The 23,029-nt window shown below is 70.1% G+C and carries 19 protein-coding genes; 10 read left to right on the top strand and 9 right to left on the bottom strand.

The window, feature by feature from the left end; all coding sequences use genetic code 11:
• Positions 1 to 139 precede the first annotated feature (139 nt).
• The 5 genes from OG329_RS04155 to OG329_RS04135 are packed head-to-tail and all read left to right on the top strand — an operon-like array spanning position 140 to position 5,358.
• Positions 140 to 1,498, top strand: a complete 1,359-nt coding sequence (locus OG329_RS04155; protein ID WP_405792899.1) for an ABC transporter substrate-binding protein — start codon at positions 140 to 142, stop codon at positions 1,496 to 1,498.
• Positions 1,495 to 2,487 carry a carbohydrate ABC transporter permease gene (locus OG329_RS04150; protein ID WP_405792897.1) on the top strand — a complete coding sequence of 331 codons (993 nt, stop codon included), beginning with the start codon at positions 1,495 to 1,497 and terminating at the stop codon, positions 2,485 to 2,487. Before OG329_RS04155 ends, OG329_RS04150 begins: the two co-directional genes overlap by 4 nt.
• The gene (locus tag OG329_RS04145) at positions 2,484 to 3,416 is read left to right on the top strand and encodes a carbohydrate ABC transporter permease (protein WP_405792895.1); all 933 of its coding nucleotides are present in this window, start codon (positions 2,484 to 2,486) and stop codon (positions 3,414 to 3,416) included. The genes OG329_RS04150 and OG329_RS04145 overlap by 4 nt, the downstream gene beginning before the upstream one ends.
• A complete protein-coding gene (locus tag OG329_RS04140) occupies positions 3,413 to 4,402 on the top strand; it encodes a zinc-dependent alcohol dehydrogenase family protein (RefSeq protein WP_405792894.1) in 990 nt (329 codons plus the stop codon). Before OG329_RS04145 ends, OG329_RS04140 begins: the two co-directional genes overlap by 4 nt.
• Positions 4,399 to 5,358: a PfkB family carbohydrate kinase gene (locus tag OG329_RS04135; RefSeq protein ID WP_405792892.1), complete on the top strand. Its 960-nt coding sequence runs from the start codon at positions 4,399 to 4,401 to the stop codon at positions 5,356 to 5,358. The genes OG329_RS04140 and OG329_RS04135 overlap by 4 nt, the downstream gene beginning before the upstream one ends.
• Positions 5,359 to 5,434: 76 nt before the next feature.
• Here OG329_RS04135 and OG329_RS04130 read toward each other — a convergent pair whose 3' ends face one another.
• The 4 genes from OG329_RS04130 to OG329_RS04115 all read right to left on the bottom strand — a co-directional run bounded on the left by OG329_RS04130 (position 5,435) and on the right by OG329_RS04115 (position 10,068).
• Positions 5,435 to 6,790 carry a GH1 family beta-glucosidase gene (locus tag OG329_RS04130; protein ID WP_405792890.1) on the bottom strand — a complete coding sequence of 452 codons (1,356 nt, stop codon included), beginning with the start codon at positions 6,788 to 6,790 and terminating at the stop codon, positions 5,435 to 5,437.
• A 62-nt stretch (positions 6,791 to 6,852) separates the two neighbouring features.
• On the bottom strand, positions 6,853 to 7,731 hold the full coding sequence (locus OG329_RS04125) for a carbohydrate ABC transporter permease (RefSeq protein ID WP_405792888.1): 879 nt from the start codon (positions 7,729 to 7,731) through the stop codon (positions 6,853 to 6,855).
• Positions 7,721 to 8,740 (bottom strand): carbohydrate ABC transporter permease, encoded by a 1,020-nt coding sequence (locus tag OG329_RS04120; RefSeq protein WP_405792886.1) that lies wholly within the window; start codon positions 8,738 to 8,740, stop codon positions 7,721 to 7,723. The genes OG329_RS04125 and OG329_RS04120 overlap by 11 nt, the downstream gene beginning before the upstream one ends.
• Positions 8,741 to 8,751: 11 nt before the next feature.
• Positions 8,752 to 10,068: an ABC transporter substrate-binding protein gene (locus OG329_RS04115; protein ID WP_405792885.1), complete on the bottom strand. Its 1,317-nt coding sequence runs from the start codon at positions 10,066 to 10,068 to the stop codon at positions 8,752 to 8,754.
• A 138-nt stretch (positions 10,069 to 10,206) separates the two neighbouring features.
• Between OG329_RS04115 and OG329_RS04110 the strand changes: the two genes are divergently transcribed.
• Together OG329_RS04110 and OG329_RS04105 are read left to right on the top strand one after the other, a co-directional pair.
• Positions 10,207 to 11,520, top strand: coding sequence for an ROK family transcriptional regulator (locus OG329_RS04110; RefSeq protein ID WP_405792883.1), 1,314 nt, complete (start codon positions 10,207 to 10,209; stop codon positions 11,518 to 11,520).
• A 132-nt stretch (positions 11,521 to 11,652) separates the two neighbouring features.
• Complete coding sequence (locus OG329_RS04105; protein WP_405792881.1) at positions 11,653 to 12,729, top strand: tetratricopeptide repeat protein; 1,077 nt, start codon at positions 11,653 to 11,655, stop codon at positions 12,727 to 12,729.
• 32 nt (positions 12,730 to 12,761) lie between these two features.
• On the opposite strand, the gene OG329_RS04100 is transcribed toward OG329_RS04105, so the two are convergent.
• From OG329_RS04100 to OG329_RS04085, 4 genes are all read right to left on the bottom strand, one after another.
• Positions 12,762 to 13,781, bottom strand: coding sequence for a hypothetical protein (locus tag OG329_RS04100; protein WP_405792880.1), 1,020 nt, complete (start codon positions 13,779 to 13,781; stop codon positions 12,762 to 12,764).
• Positions 13,781 to 14,221: a hypothetical protein gene (locus tag OG329_RS04095; RefSeq protein WP_405792878.1), complete on the bottom strand. Its 441-nt coding sequence runs from the start codon at positions 14,219 to 14,221 to the stop codon at positions 13,781 to 13,783. Before OG329_RS04095 ends, OG329_RS04100 begins: the two co-directional genes overlap by 1 nt.
• 249 nt (positions 14,222 to 14,470) lie before the next feature.
• The gene (locus OG329_RS04090; protein WP_405792876.1) at positions 14,471 to 15,565 is read right to left on the bottom strand and encodes a LacI family DNA-binding transcriptional regulator; all 1,095 of its coding nucleotides are present in this window, start codon (positions 15,563 to 15,565) and stop codon (positions 14,471 to 14,473) included.
• 9 nt (positions 15,566 to 15,574) lie between these two features.
• A complete protein-coding gene (locus OG329_RS04085) occupies positions 15,575 to 18,073 on the bottom strand; it encodes a glycoside hydrolase family 3 C-terminal domain-containing protein (RefSeq protein ID WP_405792874.1) in 2,499 nt (832 codons plus the stop codon).
• Between the two features lie 266 nt (positions 18,074 to 18,339).
• Between OG329_RS04085 and OG329_RS04080 the strand changes: the two genes are divergently transcribed.
• A complete protein-coding gene (locus OG329_RS04080) occupies positions 18,340 to 19,617 on the top strand; it encodes a peptidoglycan DD-metalloendopeptidase family protein (protein WP_405792872.1) in 1,278 nt (425 codons plus the stop codon).
• Here OG329_RS04080 and OG329_RS04075 read toward each other — a convergent pair.
• Positions 19,498 to 20,670, bottom strand: coding sequence for a DMT family transporter (locus OG329_RS04075; RefSeq protein ID WP_405792870.1), 1,173 nt, complete (start codon positions 20,668 to 20,670; stop codon positions 19,498 to 19,500). The genes OG329_RS04080 and OG329_RS04075 overlap by 120 nt on opposite strands.
• Before the next feature lie 217 nt (positions 20,671 to 20,887).
• On the opposite strand from OG329_RS04075, the gene OG329_RS04070 reads away from it, so the two are divergent.
• Both OG329_RS04070 and glgA read left to right on the top strand, forming a co-directional pair.
• Positions 20,888 to 21,757, top strand: coding sequence for a (2Fe-2S)-binding protein (locus OG329_RS04070; protein WP_405792868.1), 870 nt, complete (start codon positions 20,888 to 20,890; stop codon positions 21,755 to 21,757).
• 40 nt (positions 21,758 to 21,797) lie between these two features.
• Entirely contained in the window at positions 21,798 to 22,991 is a 1,194-nt protein-coding gene (glgA, locus tag OG329_RS04065) for a glycogen synthase (protein ID WP_405792867.1), read from the top strand.
• The last annotated feature ends 38 nt before the right edge of the window (positions 22,992 to 23,029 follow it).

Here is a 23,029-nt window from a genome sequence, read left to right as displayed (position 1 = left end):
CACCCAGTTCCCTACCCCCACCCCTACCCCTGCCGCAACGGCCAGGGGGCGGGACCGGTACGGCCCGACGACGCCCCACGATCTTCTCCACCCCTCACAGCAACCCGCAGTTTCGCAACCGAATGATCAGGAGATTCTCATGACCCTCCAGCAGCGACGATGTGGAATAGGCGTACGTGTGGGCGCGGGAGCGGCCTTGACGGCCCTCCTCGCGGGGTGCAGCGGCGCGGGCGGCACCAGCTCCGACAGCGGTGAGACGCTCAACGTGCTGATGGTCAACAACCCGCAGATGGTCGAACTCCAGAAGCTGACCGCCGCCAACTTCACCAAGGACACCGGCATCGAGGTCAACTTCACGGTGCTGCCGGAGAACGACGTACGCGACAAGATCAGCCAGGACTTCTCCAACCAGGCCGGCCAGTACGACGTCGCGACCATCAGCAACTTCGAGGTGCCCTTCTTCGCCAAGAACGGCTGGCTGCATACGCTCGACGAGTACGCGCAGAAGGACAAGGCGTTCGACCAGGGCGACATCCTCAAGCCGCTCCAGGAGTCGCTGACGGCCGAGGACGGCAAGCTCTACGGCCAGCCGTTCTACGGTGAGTCCTCCTTCCTCATGTACCGAAAGGACGTGTTCGAGAAGGAGAATCTGACGATGCCCGCCAACCCCACCTGGCAGGAGGTCGCCGACCTCGCGGCCAAGACCGACGGGGCCGAGGAGGGCATGAAGGGCATCTGTCTGCGCGGTCTGCCGGGCTGGGGCGAGGTCATCGCCCCGCTGACGACCGTCGTCAACACGATGGGCGGCACCTGGTTCACCGAGGACTGGGAGCCGCAGCTCACCTCGCCCGAGTTCAAGAAGGCGACCAAGTTCTACGTCGACCTCGTACGCGAGCACGGCGAGGCGGGCGCGCCGCAGGCCGGCTACGCCGAGTGCCTCAACAACATGACGCAGGGCAAGACCTCCATGTGGTACGACGCCACGGCGGGCGCGGGCTCGCTGGAGGCCAAGGACTCCCCGGTCAAGGGCAAGATCGGCTACGTGCCGGCGCCCGTCGACAAGACGGACAGCTCCGGCTGGCTCTACACCTGGGCCTGGGGCATGCAGAAGGCGTCCAAGAACACCGACAGCGCCTGGAAGTTCATCTCCTGGGCGTCCAGCAAGGAGTACGAGGAGCTGGTCGGCAAGGAGATCGGCTGGGCCAACGTCCCGGCGGGCAAGCGTGCTTCGACCTACATGAACGCCGACTACCGCAAGGAGGCCGCCGCGTTCGCCGATGTGACGTCGGAGGCGATCTCCAGCGCCAACCCGCGTGACCCGGGCACCCAGCCCCGCCCGACCGTCGGTATCCAGTTCGTCGGCATCCCCGAGTTCACCGACCTCGGTACGAAGGTCTCCCAGGAGATCAGCGAGGCCATCGCGGGCCGCCAGTCCGTCGACGAGGCTCTGGAGGCTTCGCAGAAGCTGGCCGAGAAGGTAGCCGAGGAGTACCGGTGAGCACTTCCGTCAGCGCGGCGCCGCCGGCCCCGGCGGACCCGTCCCCACCGGCCAAGTCCCGCCGCTCGGCGGGTCGTGGCTCGCGGGGGGCCGGACGGGCCCGAGCCTGGGCCACCCGGGCCCCCCTCCTGCCCGCTCTGATCTTCCTGATCGCCGTTACCCAACTGCCTTTCGTGGCAACGCTGTTCATCTCGCTGTTCGACTGGAACTCGCTCAACCCGGACGCCCGTAGCTTCTCCGGACTGTCCAACTACGGCTCCGTGTTCACCGACGCGGACCTGCGTGAGTCGGTGTTCACGACGATACTGCTCACCGCGAGCGTCGTGATCGCCAGCGTGGTGCTCGGACTGCTGCTCGCGCTGCTGCTCGACCGCAAGTTCATGGGCCGGGGCTTCGTCCGTACGCTGCTCATCACCCCGTTCCTGCTGGTGCCCGTCTCGGCGGCGCTGCTGTGGAAGCATGTGCTCTACAACCCCGAGTACGGCCTGCTGAACGGCGGTTGGGCCTGGTTCACCGGCCTGTTCGGTGTCGAGAACGCGTCGCAGCCCGACTGGATCTCCGACATGCCGCTGCTCGCCGTCGAGGCGTCGCTCGTCTGGCAGTGGACACCGTTCATGATGCTCATCCTGCTGGCCGGGCTCCAGAGCAGGCCGCTGGACATGATGGAGGCCGCGAGGCTGGACGGCGCGAACGCCTGGCAGATGTTCGCCTTCCTCACGCTGCCGCATCTGCGCCGCTACCTCGAACTCGGCGTCCTGCTCGGCTCGATCTACATCGTGCAGAACTTCGACGCCGTGTTCACCATCACCGCCGGCGGTCTCGGTACCGCCAACCTCCCCTACACCATTTACCAGACCTTCTACCAGGCTCACGAGTACGGACTGGCCTCCGCGGCAGGCGTGGTCGTCGTGATCGGCACCATGGTGATCGCGACCTTCGCCCTGCGCGTCGTCTCGTCCCTCTTCAGTGAGGAGGCGAAGCGCGCATGAGCACACTCTCCGCACCGAAGACCGCCGGCGCCCCCGGCAAGGGGACCAACGGCAAGACGTCCAAGCCGGTGCAGCATCAGGACAAGTACGGCCCCGAGGCACGCCGCGCCAAGCGGCGCTCCACCGCGCTGGGTCTGCTGGCCTGGGTGATCGGGATCGTCTTCTGCTTCCCCGCGCTGTGGATGCTGCTGACGTCCCTTCACTCGGAGTCGGACGCGGCCACCAACCCGCCGTCCCTCACCGCGCCGCTGAGCTTCGACAACTACAGCGCGTTCTTCGGCTCCGAGGGCGGGGCGAGCCCCTGGCCGCCGCTCATCAACTCGGTGACGGCGTCCGTGTTCTCGACCCTGTTCGTCCTTGTGCTGGCGCTGCCGGCGGCGTACGCGCTGTCCATCAAGCCCGTCCGCAAATGGACGGACGTGATGTTCTTCTTCCTCTCCACGAAGATGCTGCCGGTGGTCGCCGGACTGCTGCCGGTCTATCTCTTCGCCAAGAACGTGGGGATGCTGGACAACATCTGGCTGCTCGTCATCCTCTACACCTCGATGAATCTGCCGATCGCGGTCTGGATGATGCAGTCCTTCCTCGCGGACGTGCCGGTGTCCATCATCGAGGCCGCACAGGTGGACGGCGCCCGGCTGCCCACCGTCCTGGTCCGGGTCGTGGCGCCGGTCGCCGCCCCCGGTATCGCGGCCACCGCGCTGATCTGCTTCATCTTCAGTTGGAACGAACTGCTCTTCGCCCGGGTCCTGACCGGTGTGGCAGCCCAGACAGCGCCCGTCTTCCTGACCGGATTCGTCACCAGCCAGGGCCTCTTCCTCGCCCAGTTGTGCGCCGCGTCCGTCGTCGTGTCCCTGCCGGTGCTCGCCGCCGGCTTCGCCGCCCAGGACAAGCTTGTCCAGGGCCTTTCTCTTGGAGCCGTCAAATGAGGGCAGCGATCGTCGAAGGTGTCGGCAAGGTGTCGGTCACCACGGTCCCCGACCCGACCCCTGGCCCGCGCGACGTTGTCGTGTCCGTCTCCGCGTGCGGTATCTGCGGTACCGATCTGCATATCCTCCAGGGCGAGTTCGCGCCGACCCTGCCGATCGTGCCGGGCCATGAGTTCGCCGGTGAGGTCGTGGGGATCGGTTCGGAGGTCACGGAGCTGGTGCTGGGCGACAAGGTCGCCGTCGACCCGTCGCTGTACTGCCACGAGTGCCGCTACTGCCGGGCCGGTCGCGGCAACCTCTGCGACCGGTGGAACGCGATCGGGGTCAGTGTCCCCGGTGGCGCCGCCGAGTTCGCCGTGGCGCCCGTGGCCAACTGCGTCAAGCTCCCCGACCATGTCGACGTGCGGGACGCGGCGCTCATCGAGCCGCTGTCCTGTGCGGTACGCGGCTACGACGTGCTGAGCAGCACGCTCGGCGCCGACGTGCTGATCTACGGTTCGGGCACGATGGGCCTGATGATGCTGGAGCTGGCCAAGCGCACCGGCGCCGCGGGCGTCGACATCCTGGACATCAACCCCGAGCGCCTGGCCACCGCGTCCAAGCTCGGCGTGTCCCGGGCGGGCGCCTCGGCCGAGGAGTTCGAGCGGCCGGGCGGCTGGGACGTGGTCATCGACGCGACAGGCAACGCGGGCGCCATCCAGGACGGCCTCGGCCGGGTCGCCAAGGGCGGCACCTTCCTTCAGTTCGGGGTCTCCGACTACGCGACGACGGCGGTCATCGAGCCGTACAAGATCTACAACCAGGAGATCACCATCACCGGCTCGATGGCGGTGCTGCACAGCTACGAGCGGGCCGCCGCGCTGTTCGCCGCCGGGGTCCTGGACCCCGCGGTGTTCATCAGCGACCGGCTGCCGCTGGAGCAGTACCCGGACGCCATCGAGAGGTTCAAGGCGGGTCAGGGCCGCAAGATCGTGGTGGAGCCGTGACCGAAGCGCCCGGCGCGGCACCGGGCCCCGAACCGGGCTCCGGCGCCGTCCTGGTGATGGGCGAGGCGCTGATCGATCTGGTGCCGGTGGCCGGCGACGCTCAGGAGCACCGGGCCCAGCCCGGCGGCGCCCCCGCGAACGTGGCCACCGGACTGGCCAGGCTCGCCACGCCGAGCTGGTTCGCCGGGGCCCTCGGGAACGACGGGTTCGCCCGGTCGATCGAGCGCCGGCTGGTGTCGGCGGGAGTCGAGCTGGGCCTGTGCGTCCGGCCGGAACTCCCCACGGCGCTGGCCGTCGCGGACCCCGGCCCGCAGGGCACCGGATACCACTTCCACCTCCTGCGCACGGCGACCTTCCAACTGCCCGAGCGTACGGACGTGGAGCGCTTCGCCGCGGTGTACGTGGGCGGCCTCGCCGCAGTCGTCGAACCCGCCGCCTCGGCGGTGGCGACGACGGCGCGCGCGGCGGCGGCCGGCGGCCCGCTGCTGGTGGTGGACCCGAACGTGCGCGAGGACCGCACGCTCGACGCGGCGGGCGGAGCCGAGAAGCTGCGCGAACTGTGCGAGCTGGGCCAGGTCGTCAAGGCCAGCGACGAGGATCTGGCGCACCTGTGGCCGGACTCGACGCCCGACGAGACATGCCGAAGGCTCGCCGCCGGTGGCGCGCTGGTCGTGCTGACCAGGGGATCGCGGGGCAGTACGGCCTACACCGGGTCCGCCGAACCGGTGTCCGTGCCCGCCGTGCCGGTCGAGGTGGTCAACACCATCGGCGCGGGTGACGCCTTCATGGCTGCCATGATCACCTGGCTGGTCCTGGACGGTGTCCAACCGGGCGGCGGCGTGCGGGAGTTGGGGCGCGCACAGGCCCTGGAGATGCTGGGCTTCGCTTCGCGGGTGGCGGCCTCCGTGGTCGCCCAGGCGGGCACGGAGCCCTCGCTCGCGCAGGCGCGCGTCTGACGCGGCGTCGGTTGCGAGAGGTAACTCCTGTCCCCGGCAGCGGTGGTGACCGCTGCCGGGGACAGGCACGCGTGGCTCAGGCCGCCTTGTGGTTCCGGTCCGCCGACTGCCGGATGATCTCCGCGTACCGGTACCCGCTCGACTTGATCGTCCGCCGCTGCGACGCGTAGTCGACATGAACGAGGCCGAACCGCTTGTCGTAGCCGTACGCCCACTCGAAGTTGTCCAGCAGCGACCACGCGAAATACCCCGCGAGCGGCACCCCCTTGCGTACGGCACGCGCGCAGGCCGCCAGATGCTCCTCCAGATAGCGGGTGCGCTCCGGATCGTCGACCGTGCCGTCGTCCCGCAGGACGTCCGGGTAGGCCGACCCGTTCTCGGTGACGTAGACGCGCTGTGCGCCGTACTCCCCGCTCAGCCGTAGCAGCAGCTCCTCCAGACCGTCCGCGTGCACCTCCCAGTCCATGCCCGTGTGGCGCACGCCGGGCAGATAGACCTGTCTGGCGTACGGCGCGGGCCCGGCCGGGTCGTCGGCGACGACCTGGCGGAAGTAGTAGTTCAGCCCCAGCCAGTCCAGCGGCGCTGCGATGGTCCGAAGGTCGCCGGGGCGCTCGGGCAGCTCCACCCCGTACACGTCGAGCATGTCCTGCGGGTAGCCGCGCCCGTGGACGGGGTCCAGCCACCAGCGGTTGATGTGGCCGTCGGCCCGCACGGCCGCCGCCCGGTCCGCCGCGCGGTCCGTGGCCGCCTCGACCGGACTGAGGTTGTTGACGATGCCGATCCGGGCGTCGCAGGACGCGGCGCGCACGGCCTGGACGGCGAGGCCGTGACCGAGGTGCAGATGGTACGAGGCGCGCACCGCGGCCTCGATGTCGGTGAGCCCCGGCGCCATCCGCCCTTCCAGATGGCCGATCCACGCGGAGCACAGCGGCTCGTTGAGGGTCGCCCAGTCCTTGACCCGGTCGCCCAGACGCTCGGCGACGACGGACGCGTACGCGGCGAAGTGCTCGGCCGTCTCGCGGGCCGGCCAGCCGCCGCGGTCCTGGAGCGTCTGCGGGAGGTCCCAGTGGTAGAGCGTGGCGAAGGGGGTGATGCCCGCCTCCAGCAGGCTGTCCACCAGCCGGTCGTAGAAGCCGATCCCCGCCTCGTTCACCGGCCCGTCGCCGCCGGGCACGACGCGCGGCCAGGCGAGCGAGAAGCGGTACGAGCCGACCCCGAGCCGCTTCATCAGAGCGATGTCCTCGGGGACCCGGTGGTAGTGGTCGCAGGCGATGTCCCCGGTGTCGCCGTTGTCGACGGCGCCGGGGGTGTGGGAGAAGGTGTCCCAGATCGAGGGCGAGCGGCCGTCCTCGGCGACGGCGCCCTCGATCTGGTAGGCGGCGGTGGCGACGCCCCAGAGGAAATCGTGGGGGAGGGCGTTGAGGTCGTTCACTGACTGCCTTTCCGCAGAGGCCGGTTGAGGAATCGGTTGACGGGGAATCACCTGACGTCCCGTCACTTCACCGCTCCCGCCGTCAGACCGGCGACGAGATAGCGCTGGAGGAGCAGGAACCCGGCGACGACGGGCACGCTGACGACGAGCGAGGCCGCCATGATCTGGTTCCAGTACACGTCGTTCTGGGTGGCGTAGCCCTGGAGACCGACGGCGAGCGTGCGGGTCTCGTCGTTCGTCATCACGGACGCGAAGAGCACTTCGCCCCAGGCCGTCATGAACGCGTAGACGGCCACCGCCACGATGCCGGGGATCGCGGCGGGCACGACCACCCGGAACAGGGCGCCGAACGGGCCGCAGCCGTCCACCATCGCGGCCTCGTCCAGATCCCTCGGGATGGAGTCGAAGTACCCGATCAGCATCCAGATCGAGAAGGGCAGGGAGAAGGTGAGATAGGTGAGGATGAGCCCGCCCCTCGACCCGTACAGGGCGACGCCCGTGCTGTTGCCGATGTTGACGAAGATCAGGAACAGCGGGAGCAGGAAGAGGATGCCCGGGAACATCTGTGTGGAGAGCACCGTGACGGTGAAGACGCGCTTGCCCTTGAACCGGTAGCGGCTCACGGCGTACGCGGAGAAGACCGCGATCGTCACGGACAGCACCGTCGCCGCGCCCGCCACCATCAGTGAGTTCATGAAGTAGTGCGCGAGCGGGACGGTTTCCCAGATGTCGAAGTACGGGCGGACGGTGATCTCGGACGGGATCCATTGGAACTCGCCGGTCACGTCCTGAAGCGGCTTGAGCGAACTGCTGACCATCACATAGACGGGCAGCAGGGCGAAGGCGGTGAGGAACGCCAGGATGATCCGGCGGGTCCACAGGAAGGACGCCGGCGGAGCGAGGGGAGATCTGGCCTTGCCGGCCAGGGCCTTAGACGGCACCGGAACCCTTCCTTCCGCGCGAGGTGACCACCAGGTAGACCGCCGTCACCAGCAGCAGGAAGAGCAGCAGCAGGACGGACATCGCGGAGCCCGTACCGAAGTTCCAGGTGACGAACGACGACTGGTAGATATGGATCGAGATCAGGTCCGCCGCCTCGGGCGCCGAGTCGCCGAACAGCACGTACGGCGTGTTGAAGTCGTTGAACGTCCACAGGAACAGCACCAGCACCAGCACCTGGTTGACCGGGCGCAGCGACGGCAGGGTGATCTTGCGGATCTGCTGCCAGACGCCCGCGCCGTCGATGGACGCCGCCTCGTACAGCTCGCGCGGGATGTTCTGGAGCCCCGCCATCAGCATCAGGAAGGCGAACGGCCAGGACTTCCAGACGGCCACGACGACGAGCGCGATGAAGCTGTTGTCACCGATCAGCCAGAAGGACGGCTCGTCGGTGAGGCCGAGCTGGTCGTACAGGACATGGTTGATCAATCCGTTGTCGCGCTGGAACATGAACGCCCAGGTGATGACGGCCGCGTACACCGGCAGCGCGTACGGCGTGAGGAAGACGGCCCGCAGCAGCCCACGGCCGCGGAAATTCTCCTGGAGCATGACCGCGGCGGCCATGCCGAACAGCCAGGACAGACCGACCGTGATGAGCGTGAAGACACACGTGACGTAGAAGGAGTGGAGCAGCGCCTCGCCGAGCGGGGCGTCGAAGTCGACGGCGATCTTGTAGTTGTCGAACGCCCGCCACGGCGCCGTGCCCCAGTTGTTGATGTAGAACTGCGTCAGTTCGCGGAAGCTCATGACGATCCCGATCACCATCGGGACGATGTGCACGAGCAGTTCGAGCAGGACGGCCGGGAGCAGCAGAAGATAGGGCAGCCCGCCCTGGCGGATCCGGTCGGGGAGGCGCGGCAGACGCCGCCGCCGCGCACCCCCGACGCCCTGGTCCGCACCGCTGCCCGACGTGCTCACGGGGGGAGTCGGGGGAGTCACGGTGGACGTCATGGGCGGGTGCCTCACTGCTGCATCTGCTGCTGGGCCTTGTCCAGCCGCTTCTTGACGGACTCGGTGGTCACGGGGGTCCCTGAGGCGGCGTCCGCCCACAGGTCCTTGACCGCGGTGCCGACGGCCGTCTCGAACTGCGACTCCTCGGGCACCTGGGGGAGCGGCGCCGCGCTGTTCGCGAGGGTGTCGCGCAGGACCTTCAGATCGGGCGCGGCGAACGCCGGGTCGGTCTGGGCCGCCGCGACGGGCGGGATCGATCCGTAGGTCTTGTTGAGAAGCTTCTGCTCGGCGTCGCTCGTCATGAACTTGACGAACTTCTTGGCGCCGTCCAGGTTCTTGGTGTTCTTGAAGACGGCGATGTTGATACCGGCGACCATCGAGTTGACCTGCTCGCCGGTGCCGGGCGCGCCGGACGGCACGGGTACGGGCGCGGCGCCCCAGTCCTCGGGCTTCATGCCCTGCGAGGCGAACGTCGAGGCGGCGGCCTGCCACAGCACCATCGCCGTCTTGCCCTTGGCGAAGTCGGTCAGCGACTGGTTCTGGGCGTACTCCGCGTTGCCCGGAGCGATGATCTTGTCCTTGGCCATGAAGTCGACGTACTGCTTGACGGCGGCCACGTTGCCGTCGGTGGTGAACGTCGGCTCGCCCGACGCGTCGAAGAAGTCGGCGCCGTGCTGCTGGCCGAGCGCGAAGACCTGGTGGATGTTGTTCGACAGATTGCCGCCCTCGGCGCCCAGCGCCCACTTGCCGTCCTTGGACAGCTTCTTGCCGTCGGCGACCAACTCGTCCCAGGTGGCGGGCGGTCCGTCGATACCGGCGTCCGCGAACATCTGCTTGTTGTAGTAGAGCGCGTACGCGAGCGAGTACAGCGGTACGGCCGCCGGCGGTTGGCCCTCCGCACCCGCGGAGGCGACCGCCGAGTCGACGAAGCGGTCCCGGCCGCCTATCGCCTCGAAGTTCTTGTCGTCCCACGGCAGCAGCGCCCCGGTCGCCTGGAGCGAGGCCGACCAGGTGTTGCCGATGTTCAGTACGTCGGGGCCCTGCCCGGAGGTGGTGGCGGCCAGGATCCGGGTGAGCAGATCGGACCACGGCACCACTTCGAGCTTGACCTTGATCCCCGTCTCCTTCTCGAACTTCTTCAGCTCGGGAGTGAGGATCTTCTTGTCGGCCTCGATGTTGGGGCCCTGGTTGGACGCCCAGTAGGTGAGCGTCTTGGGCGAGTCGTTGCCGCCGCCCCCGTCGGTGGACGTGCCGCCACCGCATCCGGTGACGGTGGCGGCCAGGGCGGTGGCGAGGGTGACGATTGCTGCGGCTCTGGTCGTGCGCATGGAGGCCCCTTTCCGGGGTGGCTGTGTTCGAGAGTCGAACGCTGCCTCACGGCTTAATTTATGTCGTGATTTAAGAGGTGAGAGAAGGTCGCGTCAAGGTCTGGGACCGGGGTATGTTGCCTGCTGGGAAGGAGCACCATGGCCGAGCGGGACAGAAGAACAGTGCGTGACCTGCGCAGGGGCAATCGGGCGAGGGTGTTGCAACGGTTGTATTTCGACGGGCCGTTGAGCCGTCAGGAGCTGGGCCCCGCGACCGGACTGAGTTCAGGTTCCATCAGCAACGTCGTCACCGAACTCGCCGCCGAACGCCTCCTGGAGGAGGCCGGCGTGGTCGACTCGGACGGCGGCAGGCCGCGCACACTGCTGCGCGTCGCCCCCGGCGGCGCGCTCCTGATCGGCATCGACATCGGGGAGACCCGCGTCCGCGTCGAACTCTTCGATCTGTCCCTGACCGAACTCGCCCGCACCGAAAGGCTGTTGGCCCAGCACGGCCACGACGTCGAACGCGTCGTCGCGCACGTCCGCACGGGCGTCGCCCATGTCCTGCGGGACGCCGGGGCCGACCCGCGCGAACTGCTCGGCATCGGCATCGGCGTCCCCGGCATCATCGAACGCGACGGCCCCGAAGGCGCGGTCGTCCACGGCCAGACCATGGGCTGGACGGCGGTGCCGTTCGAGAAACTGCTGCGCGCCGCCGTCGACATACCCGCCGAGGTCCCGCTGTTCATCGACAACGGCGCCAAGACGCTGGGGCAGGCCGAGATGTGGTTCGGCGGCGGCCGAGGCGCGGGCACCGCCGCGATCGCGCTCATCGGCTCCGGAGTCGGCGCCAGCGTGATTCACGGCGGCGAAGGCGGCACGCTGGACGAGAACCAGCGCAGCAGCGCACTCGAATGGGGCCATACCACCGTGCAGATGCGCGGGCGCCGCTGCCGCTGCGGCTCCATCGGCTGTCTGGAGGCGTACGCGGGCGCGGAAGCGATGCGTGAACGCTGGCAGGAGGCCGGCGGTCCGCTGCCCGCCGACGCGGACGACGAGACGGCCCTGGCGGCCCTGCTGGCCGCCGCGTTCCCACCGCCGGGCGGACCCGCGCCCGATCCGGTCGCCGTGGCGCTGCTGGACGAGACCGCGGAGTGCCTGGGCGCGGCCGTCGGCGACCTGATCAACCTGTTCCTGCCCGAACGGGTGCTCCTGGGCGGCTGGGCGGGCCTGTTGATCGGCCCGCACCTGCTGCCGGACATCCGCCGCTACGCCCGCGAGTACGCGCTGCAGCACACGGCGGCGCGGGCGACGGTCGAGATGGGCCGCCTGGGTCCGGACGCGGTGACGGTGGGCGCGGCGACGCTGCCGCTGACGGCGTTCCTGTCCCGCGGCGGCACCCGCCCCCTGCCCCCGGCACCGGCCCAGGGGTCCCCACGCTGGGCCCCGGCCCCGACGGCACCGCGGCCGTGACGGTTGGGGGTTGGTGGGTGGTGTCCTCAATCGCCGGACGGGCTTGATGCGTAAGCAAGTTGCCGCGTCGGGCTCTCGCGTGCAGTAGCGTCGACGACCGGATGCCATCACGCCGAATCCGGGGAAAGAATCGTGCAGGTAGCGCTCTATTCGAATGCTTGCTTCCATTGCCTGGACCTTGCTGAGTTCACCGGCGAAAAACAGGTCGCCGACAGGGCGCGGCAACTCCTGGGTACCCCATGCCTGTTGTGCGGCGCCGCTGTTCGACGCGGCGACATCACCGTCGTGATGGACACCAAGCACCTGGAACTCATCGAGAGCGGCAGAAGGCCGTGGAGTGACGACGGCCGCTTCAGGATCGGTTACGGCGGTTTCGGCTCAGGTTACGAAGGGTTCGGGACCGATGACGTCCGGCCGGTGCCTGCCTCCAGCACGGTGGCCCGCGAGTTACTGGGACAGGTGTCGGGGGCCGCGACGTCGTACCGAAAGCAGTTGTGCGAAGTCGGCACGACGGTGCTGCTGAATACGGCGTCCGCCTTTTTGAATGACGCGGACCCGATGGGCGACCGGGTCCGGGTCAAGAACGCCTATCGGGCGATCGCCGAGTACGGAGAGTTCGAGCCGGCCGCCGGGGCAGCCATTCAGTTGGGACAACTCGAACAGACCGATGGCAACCTTCAAGAAGCACTGCGGTTCTTCCGAAGGGCCACGGAAGCCGCCACAGACGACGGGCAGATGAAGCCCATTGCCCATCTCTGCCTCGGAGGCATGCTCGACCATCTCGGTGACCTCGACGGAGCGAAGCGGGCCTTTCGCTCCTGCGTCGACTGTGGAAAGAGTCTGGCCCTGGCCGAGGCCGGCTTCCGGCTCGGGAGCATGCTGAGGCTCGAAGATCCACCGGCCGCTCGTGCCGTGTCCGAACTGGCTTTCGAAACCGGTGATGCGAAGTACGCACCACGGGCCGCCGTGAACCTCGGAGTGATCGAGGACGAGTACGGAAGGAACTCGAGGAAGGCACGGAAGTGGTGGGAGTACGCCCTCGCCCACGGTGAACTGCACGAAAGGACCGCCGCGGCATACAACATCGCGTGGACCTTCGAGCGAGAAGGCAGACATTCCAAGGCGCGCCACTACTACCGGCTCGCCGTCGACTCCCTGGAAGGCGAGGCCGCTCGGCGGGCCCGTGAGTACCTCGGCGGACAGGACTGAGCCCTCAAACCCCGGCGGTGCGTCCGAGTCGGTCAGCCGCGCATCAGACGGTCCGCCGCGGCGACGATGCCGTCCTCGCGCCCCGCCAGCCAGTGCACACAGACGTCGGCCAACTGCAGCACCAACGGGCCATGGATGTCCTGGAAGATCGCCCGCAGTGCCGCGCCCCGCTCGTCCGAACTGGGATGATCGGACAGCCGCATGCCTTGCGGAATGTCGTCGATCTCGTTGCGCACACGTGAGATCAGGTGGTCGATGGCGAAGAAGAACAACGGCCCGGCCACGGCGAAATGGTTGAGAATCTGGTCGGTCGGGTTCTCCAGCGCCCGCAAGGCCAGCAGCGCCCCGGTCCGGTCGGCCTGGAACTCCTGCTCCCGGGTACGGGTCAGCCAGCTTCCGGCCTCTCGCTCCCGTGGCGTCGCCAGATGGCCCTCCAACAGGTGGGCGAGCTCGTGAGCGATCACGAAGCGGGTCGTGGCGTCGGTCAGCCGCCACGCCATGCCGGCGGACTCCGTGTGAAAGGGCTGCCGACCGCCCCGCGTGGCGTCTCCCTGCAAGAGATAGGCGAGCAGTGAACGGGCCATGGCGGCTTCGGCCAGCTCTGTGCGTTCCCGCTCGACCGCGGTCGCCTCCGCGAACGTGACGCCGCCGTCCTCGTCGCGGTTGAAGAAGCCCATCGAAACGGCGAAGGTCTTGGCGATCTCCAGCACCAGCACCGTGAAGCCCGTATTGATCAGGATCAGCGTGCCCGTGCGTACGGCGCGGGCCTGGGCGTTGAAGGACTCATGCGGGTACGCCGCGAGATGGACGGGCTCGGGGAGCGAGAATCCGGCCTTGTTCAGGGCCTGTTGGAGGTCCGGAAGAATCCCGCGGAACGGATCTGCCGCTCCGGCTTCACCAGATAACAGTGGCGTCCCGCCGAAGAAGCGGCGCTCCTCGGCCGTCAAGGCGCGCCAGAGCGCGGCCACTTCCTTCTCGGACGGACGTCGGAGCGTGCGGCTCTCCGTGCGCAGCAAAGCCTCGTACTCGGCGCGCAGCGCCTCTTCCTCCATCACCTGTCGGTCCGCCAGGCCCTCGTACGCTCGTCCCAGTAGATACGGACCTTGGCCACCGCGCCCTCCTGGGCGGCAACCTGCTCCGCGATGTCGAGCTGCTCGAGTGCGCGAAGTGCCTCGTCGGACGCGTTCGTCGGCAGGTAGATCTTCAGGCGAGGATTCTCCTCGACGACAAGGAGCTCGCCGTGGTGCTCTCCCGGCGGAATCCGCTTGTTCTTGGCCTTGCTGAAAACATCCCGAAGCCAGACACGCACCGCCGCGTGCGTCTCCTCCGCGGCCTTCTGCGCCAGCGTCTGCAAGAAGGGGACCAGAGCCGACGTGACCACGGCCGTGGCGACGATCTCACCGAGCGCGTGAGCCGTCCCCTCCCGAGCCGGCGGCGCCGAACTACCCTCGCCGTGGGCCGGGTTGACAGCGGAACGTGAGTCGGTGTCCATACGGCCAGGCCGCCTTCCCCGTGCGGTGATGTCCGTGTCGCATCTTAGCGTCGTGGAGGCGGCCGACCGCGGGAACAGCACGGCCGCGGCTCTTGACCACGTCCTGCCGGCGGCGCGGCGCGGCGCGGCGCGGCGCGGGCGTACCGCTGTACGGTGTGCCGGCCCCGGCCCGGTCGGCCGGCGCCAGAACGTGTTCCAGACCCAAGAATCAGCCTGTCCGGCGATTGAGGACGGAAGCCGGACAGCCCGTTACGCCGAGGCCCGGAGAACCAGCGTGGGTTCGAAGATCACCGATGTCACCGGGCGGTCCGGCCGGGACAGCCGGTCCAGCAGCAGCCGCGCCATCTCCGCCGCCATGTCCTCCACCGGCTGCCGCACCGTCGTCAGCGGCGGCCGGCAGGCAGCCGCCGCGCGGCTGTCGTCGAAGCCGATCACCGCGACATCGTCCGGCACCCGCCGCCCGCGCTCGCGCAACACCTCGCACGCACCCACGGCCATCAGATCATTCGCCGCGAACACCCCGTCCAGATCCGGGTGTTCGGCGAGCAGCCGCTCCATCGCCGACGCGCCGCTCTCCTCGGTGAACTGGCCCTCCGCCACGGGGACGTACGGGTGCCCGTGCCGGGCCATCGTGTCCCGGAAGCCCGCCAGGCGGTCCTGTCCGGCCGGTACGTCGAGCGGGCCCGCGATCGTGACGATCCGCCGGCGGCCACGGGCGAGCAGATGGTCCGCGGCCAGCCGGGCGCCGTCCTGGTGGGCGAGGTCGACGTAGCTGATCCGTACCGGACGGGCCGGGCGCGCGTACAGCACGGCGGGCAGACCGGCGTCCGTGATCAGCGCGGGCAGCGGGTCCTCGGCGTGAGTCGAGACGACCAGGGCGCCGTCGGCGCTGCCCTGACGCAGGTACGACACCACCTCGTCCCGCGCGCGCGAGGTCTCGGCGAACATCAGCACCGGGTGAATCCCGCGCGGGCGAAGGAAGTTGACGACACCTGTCACCACCCGCCCGAAGAACGGATCCGCGAAGACCTCCGTCATGAAGGAGCCCACGCCGCCGTCGAATCCGGCGGCGGACCCCGCCGTCGCGGCGACCGGCGGTGGATCGTCCCCGGCGCCCGACACCACCAGGGCGATCGAGTCGGCCTTGCGGGTGACCAGCGAGCGGGCGGCGCGGTTCGGTGTGTACCCGGTGACGGCCACCGCGTCCCGCACCGCCGCCTGGATCACCGGGTCGACGTTGCGTACGCCGTTGATGACGCGTGAGACGGTGGCACGCGAGACACCGGCCGCCTTGGCGACGTCCTCCAGCGTGGGCGCGCCGGCCGCTCGTGAATCCTCCGTCATGAGCGCAATTTACCGCATCCGCGGAGAGCGCTCTCCATCGACGGTGATCGTCGTGCGCAGCGGCAGCTCGCCCGCCGAGGAGCCCGCCAGGAGCGTGAACTCGCCCGGTTCCGTGTCCCAGTGGCCGCTGTCCGTCGACCAGTGCGACAGGGCCCGCGCCGCGAGCCGTACGGTCGCCACGACCTCCTCCCCGGGGTCGGCCTCCACCGTCGCGAAACCCGCCAGCGCCCGCACCGGCCGGTCTACCGCCGTGGCCGTCCTCGCCACATAGACCTGGACGACCTCACGCCCCCTGCGCGGGCCGGTGTTGCGCAGCCGTACGCGTACGTCGACACCCGCCCCGTTCCCGTCCGTAACGGTGGCGGGCGCCTCCATCCCCTCGTACGTCCACGTCGTGTAGCCGAGCCCGTGCCCGAACCAGTACGCGGGCTCCGCCCCGGCGCGCAGCCACGCGCGGTGGCCGATGTGGATGCCCTCCTCATAAAGAAGGCGGCCGTCGCGCGGCCGGGTGTCGAGCACCGGGACGTCCTCCTGGGTCAGCGCCCATGTCGTCGGCAGCCGCCCGCCGGGCTCCGCGCGGCCGAACAGGACGTCGGCCAGGCCGTGTCCGGCCTCCTGGCCGGGGAACCAGGCGAGGAGCAGCGCGGGTACGTCGCGGTGCCAGGGCAGCGCGACAGGGCCGCCCGAGTTCACCAGCACCACCGTGCGCGGATTCGCGCGGGCCACCGCCCGTACGAGCGCGTCCTGCCCGTCGGGCAGCGCGAGCGACTCACGGTCCCGGCCCTCGGACTCGCTCTCCTGGGTCGTGCCCACCACGACCACGGCGACGTCGGCGGCCCGCGCGGCGGCTACGGCGGTGTCGAGGGCCGTCCGCGCGTCGCCCGGCGGAGGGGCGGCGGCCAGCAGCGTCGCCACACCCGTGCCGGGGTCCAGCCGCCGCCGCGCGACCACCTGCGACTCCACGCCCTTGGTCAACTCGGCCTCCGTACAACGGTAGGGCGGAGAGACATGGACGCGGGTGGGGTCGTCGCTGTCGAGCGGGAACTCGCCTGACAGCAGTGTCCGGCCGTCCACGGACAGGGACATCAGCCCCCAGCCACCCACCCCCAGCGTCCAACTCCCGCTCTCCGGGGGCCGTACGATGGCGCGGATCTCGACGGTGACGGCGCCCGCGACGCGGGCCGGTTCGACGATGCGGCCCGACAGCCGGTGTTCGGCGTGCAGTTCCGCGCCGTCCGCGTCCAGCAGCCGTACGAGAACGCCCGGTTCGCCGTCACGCGGATCACGCGTCCAGGCCGGGTCCAGCGGCCGTGGGCGGGTGTGCGGCGGCAGTCCGGGGGCGTACGTCACACCGGTACCGGTCCCGCCGGCTTCGCGCAGCGCCGCCTCGATCCCCTCCAGCGGCGTGACCACGGACGACGGGAACACCTCCGCGCTGCCACCCCCCTGGATCCGCACGGACACGGCGTGCGGGCCGATGACGGCGACGCGGCGCGGCCCGGCCGGATCCAGCGGCAGCACGCCCCGCTCGTTGCGCAGCAGCACCGTGCCGGCGGCCACGGCCCGCCGCAGCAGCGCCTGTTCGCCGGTGGGCGGCGCCAACTGCCGCCGGACGGGCCCCAGAGCACCCACGCGCCGGGCGAGCCGCAGCAGCCGCCGTACCTTGTCGTCGATCCGCGCCTCGTCGATCAGACCCGCTGTCACGGCGGCGAGCAGGCCGGCCGCCCAGGGGCTCTCGGGCCCCGGCATGGCGAGGTCCTGCCCCGAGCGCGCGGTGTCGAGCAGCGAGCGCACCGCCCCCCAGTCGGAGACGACCGGCCCGTCGAAACCCCAACCGGCATCCGGCGGCCCGTCCCCCTTCGCCTGCCCGCTCCCCTTCAGCGGCCACTCCAGGAGTGAACTCGCCGACATCGTCTCGCCGTTGACCTTGTTGTACGCGGACATCACCGCCCAGACCCCGGCGTTCACCACCGCCTCGAACGGGGCCAGATACAGCTCGCGCAGCGTCCGCTCGGTCACCCGCACGTCGACGTGCAGCCGGTCGGTCTCCGCGTCGTTGGCCACGAAGTGTTTGGCCGTGGCCGCGACACCGCCCGCCTGCACGCCCGTGACGAAGGCGACGCCCGTACGCGCGGTCAGCAGCGGATCCTCGGAGAAACACTCGAAGTGCCGCCCGCCGAGGGGCGACCGGTGCAGATTCAGCGTGGGGGCGAGCAGCACCTGAACGCCCTTGCGGCGCGCCTCGGCGGCCAGCAGCCCGCCGAGTTCGCGCACCAACTCCTCGTCCCAGGAGGCCGCCAGCGCGGTCGGCGACGGCAGTACGAGGGAAGTCCGCCGCTCGTCCCAGGCTTCGCCGCGTACCCCGGAGGGTCCGTCGGACATCGTGAGAGGACGCAGCCCGACGGCCGGCTCGGCGTACGTACGCCAATTGCTGGCACCCGTCAGCAGACGGACTTTCTGCCCGACGTCGAGCTTGTCCAGCAGTCGTTCGGTCTCGTCCTCGGCCATGCTGCCCCCTTCAATCCTGTTGGAGAGCGCTCTCCCGTCGATTCGCCCCAGACTCTCCGCCGGGTGCCGGACCTGTCAATGCCGGCCTTTGGGCTGCGACGACGCACGGAGGACGCACGCAGGACGCACGCAGGACGCACAACGGGCGCACGCGTGCCGCGAGGACTCCCGAGGTGAGCCCTTGTCATTGCACATGCGACTGGCCTAAGTTGACCGATTGCGACGTGTCCCAGACGTCCATACCAGCCAGTGGGGGAGCCGCGCTCATGGCCGCAACCGGTCGGCATCGCAAATACCAGCCGAGCCGTATCAACCGTGCGTCACTCACCGTCACAGCGGGCGGCGCGGGCATGGCTCTGCCACTCATCGGGGCGAGTACGGTCAGTGCGGCGCCGGTGGACACGTGGGAGAAGGTCGCGGCCTGCGAGTCCACGAGCAACTGGCAGATCAACACCGAGAACGGCTATTACGGCGGGCTCCAGTTCAGCCAGTCCACCTGGGAGGCGTTCGGCGGCGGGCAGTACGCCTCGCGCGCCGACCTCGCCACCAAGGACCAGCAGATCGCCGTCGCCGAGAAGGTCCTCAAGGGCCAGGGCCCCCAGGCGTGGCCCAACTGCTCGGTCAAGGCCGGTCTCACACGCGGCGGTGACGCCCCCGACATCTCACCGGCCAAGAGCACGGCCAAGAGCACGTCGAACAGCGCCAAGACCACGGCGAGCGCGCCCGCGAGCGACCCGAAGAAGGCCGCGTCGCCCACGTCCGTGCCGACCGAGCGGAAGGGCTACACCGTGGCGGGGGGCGACTCGCTCTCGCAGATCGCCGCCTCCCAGGAGTTACGGGAGGGCTGGCAGCGGCTGTACGAGGACAACCGCAAGGTCATCGGCAGCGACCCCGACCTGATCTTCCCCGGACAGAAGCTCGTCCTGCATGTCTCCGCCCCGGCGAAGGACAAACCGGCCGCCGAGGCGCCCGCTCCTCCCAAGAAGGCGGAGGAGCCGAAGGCGCAGGAGAAGAAGCCCGCCGAGAAGAAGGCGGAGCCGACCGAGAAGCCCAAGCCCAAGCCGAAGCCTTCGGCCGAGAAGCCCAAGGAAGAGGCCAAGCAGGTCTCGAAGCCGAAGACGGCGGACAAGCCCAAGCAGTCGTCCGGTTTCAGCGCGCCGGTCAGCGCGAGCACCGGCACGCCGTACCGCAAGGCCGGTTCCTGGGCGAGCGGCTATCACACCGGCATCGACTTCCCCGTCCCCACGGGCACGTCGGTGAAGGCCGTGGCGGGCGGCACGGTCGTGTCGGCGGGCTGGGAAGGCTCGTACGGCTACCAGGTCGTCATCCGGCACACGGACGGCAAGTACAGCCAGTACGCGCACCTGTCCGCGCTGAACGTGCGTGACGGTCAGAAGGTGAACGCGGGCCAGCGCATCGCGCGCTCAGGGTCGACCGGAAACAGCACGGGACCGCATCTCCACTTCGAAATGCGTACGGGGCCCGGCTACGGTTCCGACATCGACCCCGTCTCCTACCTGAGGGCGGGCGGCGTCCGCATCTGATCGCACGGACCGCCGCGCCGTGTGGCGCGTCGACTCGCGCCCCGCCCTGTTCGACCCCCGGCAGGGGATCAGGTGCCAGAGATGGCGGTCCGACGAGGTGCGGTCCCGCGCCGCCGTCGCCCCGACCGTCCCGGACGTGGGCGCGGAATCGGCATCGGCATCGGCGGCGGGGTCCGCCTTCGCCGGCTCGGTCGGCTCGACCGGCCTGGCGGCGGCCTTGGCCGTCTGTGTGGCAAGCCGCTCCTTCGTCAGGAGGACGAGTCCGCCCGCGGTGACCACACCGAAGCCGAGGGCGAGCAGGGCGCCCGTCAGGCCGTACCGGAATCCCTCCCCGAAGAGGGTGAGCCCGACAGTCGCCGCGACCACCGGATTCACGACCGTGACCGTCGCCAGCGGCGCGGCGAGCCCCGCACCTCGGTAGGAGGCTTGCGAGAGCAGCAGACCGGCCGCCGCGAGGCCCGCGATGACGAGCATGCTCGGCACCTGACCGCTGAACGTGCCCTCGGTCCAGTTGACGGCGACGGTCTTGGTGAACACCGAGGCGATACCGAAGGCGACACCGGCCGACGCGGCAAGCAGCACACTGCGCGCGGCCGGCCGGCGCACGGCCTGCGCGAGCAGGAACAGCAGGGCCACCAGGCCCACGGTCGCGCCCGCCACCACCGTGCGCTCGCCCGAGTCCAGCGAGTGGGAACCGGCGGAGCCGGTCAGCGCGAGCAGCCCGGCCAGTCCGAGCGTCGCCATGAGAGCGCCGCGCCAGGCGGCGGCCCCCGCCTTACGGCGGACGAAGACCGCGGCCATCGGCAGCGCGAAGACGATCGTCAGCGCGCCGAGGGGCTGTACGAGGCTCAGCGGGCCGTAAGCCAGCGCCACCACGTGAAGCAGCGCGCCGACCCCGTTCAACGCCACAGCGGCCCACCACACGCCGTGATGCAGGGGCGCGTAGGGCCGGGCAGGCGTATCCGCCGCGACGCGCTCCTGAAGGATCGCCCCGGCCGCATATGCGACCGCGGAGACCAGTGACAGCAGCACGGACAGCGCGAGTGCACTCATATATCCACGATCTCTCGCCTGATGCGATTAGTCGTCGTCCTGGAGACGGCATTCCGACGTACTGCTGTAGTAGTACGTCGGGAGAGCCGTAGTCATTCCCGCGGCTGTGGCCGGGACCTGCGGATGTGGTCGCCGGGTACGAACGGTGCCGTGATCCGGGCACGTGGAGCGACCACCGGACGTTACGGAAAGTGACATTCGGCGACGATCGAGACGGATGACCGGAGAGGGAGGGCGAGTGGATCTCGCGGCGGTGGGAGCGGTGGGCGGGTTCTTCGCCCTGCGGACGGGAGCGGTCGACGGGCCCGCCGGACCGGGGGCGCACGGCGGCGCGTACATCCCGCTAGCACAGATCTACGCGGGCGACATCGCGCCACTGTCGGCGCGCGTCGACGCGGTCGCCGCGAAGCTCGGCGCCCCCGAGCGCCGGATCGCCGCCTCGGTCGCGCAGTTGGGACTCGCCGCCCGGCTCTGGTCGGTCGCACTGGGCTCGGCCGCACTGCACGGCGAGGTCCCGGACCTGGACCCCGCGCGGCTGTTCTGGGATCCCCGCGGCTCCTCGCCAGACGACCTCCGGCTGCCCGAGCCGAGAGCCTTCCCGGCCACCGAGGGCACAAGCGGCGCGGGCACGGGGCCCAGCGCGGCCACGCGGACCGGCGCGGGCACGGGGCCCGGCGCGGCCACGGGGAACACCCCGGAAGCACCCCTCACCGACCTCGCGGCGGCGGTCCGCGAGGTGGTCCAGTACGGCCATCTCGTCCCCCTGGCGGCGGCCCTGCGCGCCGACGGCCGGATCTCGCCCGCCCTGCTGTGGGGCAACGCCGGATCCGCCCTCGCCGGCGCCGTACGCGAACTGCGCGTCTGGAGCCGCCGGGCAGGGCGGCCCGACGTGGACGAGCGGGCCGGCGCCATCGGCGCGGCCCTCTTCGCCCACCCCGATCTGCGATCCACCGGCGTCACCCGGGACGGATCCTTCCGGCGCCGAAGCTGCTGCCTCTACTACCGTTGCCCGTCCGGCGGCCTCTGCGGGGACTGCGTCTTCGACCGGCCACCGCAGCGCCCTTCCCCACGAGAGGTTTCCGGGTGACCATGACACTGCTGAGATCGTCGGGCGACGGGGGTATGGCGTGAAGGTCGGGCTGCTGACCCGGGAGTACCCGCCGGACGTCTACGGAGGCGCGGGCGTCCATGTGGAGTTCCTGGCGCGCGAGCTGCGTGAGCTGACCGACCTGAGTGTGCACTGCTGGGGCGAGGACGGCAGCAGCGCGGAGGAGCGGGCCCTGGGCGTCGTACGGCACCGGGCCGCGCCCGGACTCGAGGGCGCCAACGACGCGTTGCGCACCTTCTCCGTCGATCTCGCGATGGCCGCCGCAGTGGATGGCAGCGACCTGGTGCACTCGCACACCTGGTACGCGGCGCTCGCCGGCCATGTCTCCAAGATGCTCCACGGCATCCCGCATGTGATGACCGCCCACTCGCTGGAGCCGTTGCGCCCCTGGAAGGCGGAACAACTCGGCGGCGGATACGAGCTGTCCGGTTGGGCCGAGCGCACCGCCGTAGAGGCGGCGGACGCCGTCGTCGCCGTCTCGCGCGGCATGCGCGCCGACATCCTCGACTGCTACCCCTCGCTCGACCCGGACCGGGTGCGGGTGATCCACAACGGCATCGACACCCGCCTCTACCACCCGGACCGCGGCACCGACGTGCTGGAGCGGATCGGCATCGATCCCGACCGCCCCTTCGTGCTGTTCGTCGGCCGCATCACCCGGCAGAAGGGCGTCGCGCATCTGCTGCGCGCGGCCCGCGCGCTCGATCCCGAGGCACAGCTCGTGCTCTGCGCGGGCGCGCCCGACACCCCGGAGATCGGCGCCGAGTTCCGCGAGCTGGTGGACGAGCTGAGCGGCAGCCGCGACGGGGTGTTCTGGATCCCCGAGATGCTGCCGCGCCCCGAGGTGGTCCAACTGCTCAGCCACGCCGCCGCGTTCGTCTGCCCGTCGGTGTACGAACCGCTGGGCATCGTGAATCTGGAGGCGATGGCCTGCGGCACGGCGGTCGTCGCCTCGGCGGTCGGCGGTATCCCGGAGGTCGTGGACGACGGCAGCACGGGCCTGCTCGTGCCGTACGACGCGCGGCACCCCGAGGACTTCGAGTCGGCCCTCACCGAGACGCTGAACCGGGTCCTGGACGATCCGGAGTCGGCGGCGGCGATGGGTGCGGCGGGGCGGGACCGCGCGGTGCGCGAGTTCGGCTGGGACCGGGTGGCCCGCCGTACGTACGAGGTGTACGAAGGGCTGCTCAAGTCCCGTCAGCCGGGTAGGTAGTGGATCCGGACGGCCGGTAGGGTCGCGAACAGAGGGAG

The organism is Streptomyces sp. NBC_01506, from assembly GCF_045040295.1.
Taxonomy (GTDB): Bacteria; Actinomycetota; Actinomycetes; order Streptomycetales; family Streptomycetaceae; genus Streptomyces.
Note: the sequence above shows the minus strand (reverse complement) of the source record. Positions and strands in the feature narration are given on the sequence as shown.

Bases quoted from the DNA above. Each gene is read 5' to 3' on its own strand.
- OG329_RS04090 (WP_405792876.1), bottom strand. From the start codon at position 15,565: ATGACGGAGGATTCACGAGCGGCCGGCGCGCCCACGCTGGAGGACGTC.
- OG329_RS04095 (WP_405792878.1), bottom strand. From the start codon at position 14,221: ATGGACACCGACTCACGTTCCGCTGTCAACCCGGCCCACGGCGAGGGT.
- OG329_RS04115 (WP_405792885.1), bottom strand. From the start codon at position 10,068: ATGCGCACGACCAGAGCCGCAGCAATCGTCACCCTCGCCACCGCCCTG.
- OG329_RS04145 (WP_405792895.1), top strand. From the start codon at position 2,484: ATGAGCACACTCTCCGCACCGAAGACCGCCGGCGCCCCCGGCAAGGGG.
- OG329_RS04100 (WP_405792880.1), bottom strand. From the start codon at position 13,781: ATGGAGGAAGAGGCGCTGCGCGCCGAGTACGAGGCTTTGCTGCGCACG.
- OG329_RS04140 (WP_405792894.1), top strand. From the start codon at position 3,413: ATGAGGGCAGCGATCGTCGAAGGTGTCGGCAAGGTGTCGGTCACCACG.
- OG329_RS04155 (WP_405792899.1), top strand. From the start codon at position 140: ATGACCCTCCAGCAGCGACGATGTGGAATAGGCGTACGTGTGGGCGCG.
- OG329_RS04070 (WP_405792868.1), top strand. From the start codon at position 20,888: ATGACCGGAGAGGGAGGGCGAGTGGATCTCGCGGCGGTGGGAGCGGTG.
- OG329_RS04120 (WP_405792886.1), bottom strand. From the start codon at position 8,740: ATGACGTCCACCGTGACTCCCCCGACTCCCCCCGTGAGCACGTCGGGC.
- OG329_RS04085 (WP_405792874.1), bottom strand. From the start codon at position 18,073: ATGGCCGAGGACGAGACCGAACGACTGCTGGACAAGCTCGACGTCGGG.
- OG329_RS04110 (WP_405792883.1), top strand. From the start codon at position 10,207: ATGGCCGAGCGGGACAGAAGAACAGTGCGTGACCTGCGCAGGGGCAAT.
- OG329_RS04075 (WP_405792870.1), bottom strand. From the start codon at position 20,670: ATGAGTGCACTCGCGCTGTCCGTGCTGCTGTCACTGGTCTCCGCGGTC.
- OG329_RS04080 (WP_405792872.1), top strand. From the start codon at position 18,340: ATGGCCGCAACCGGTCGGCATCGCAAATACCAGCCGAGCCGTATCAAC.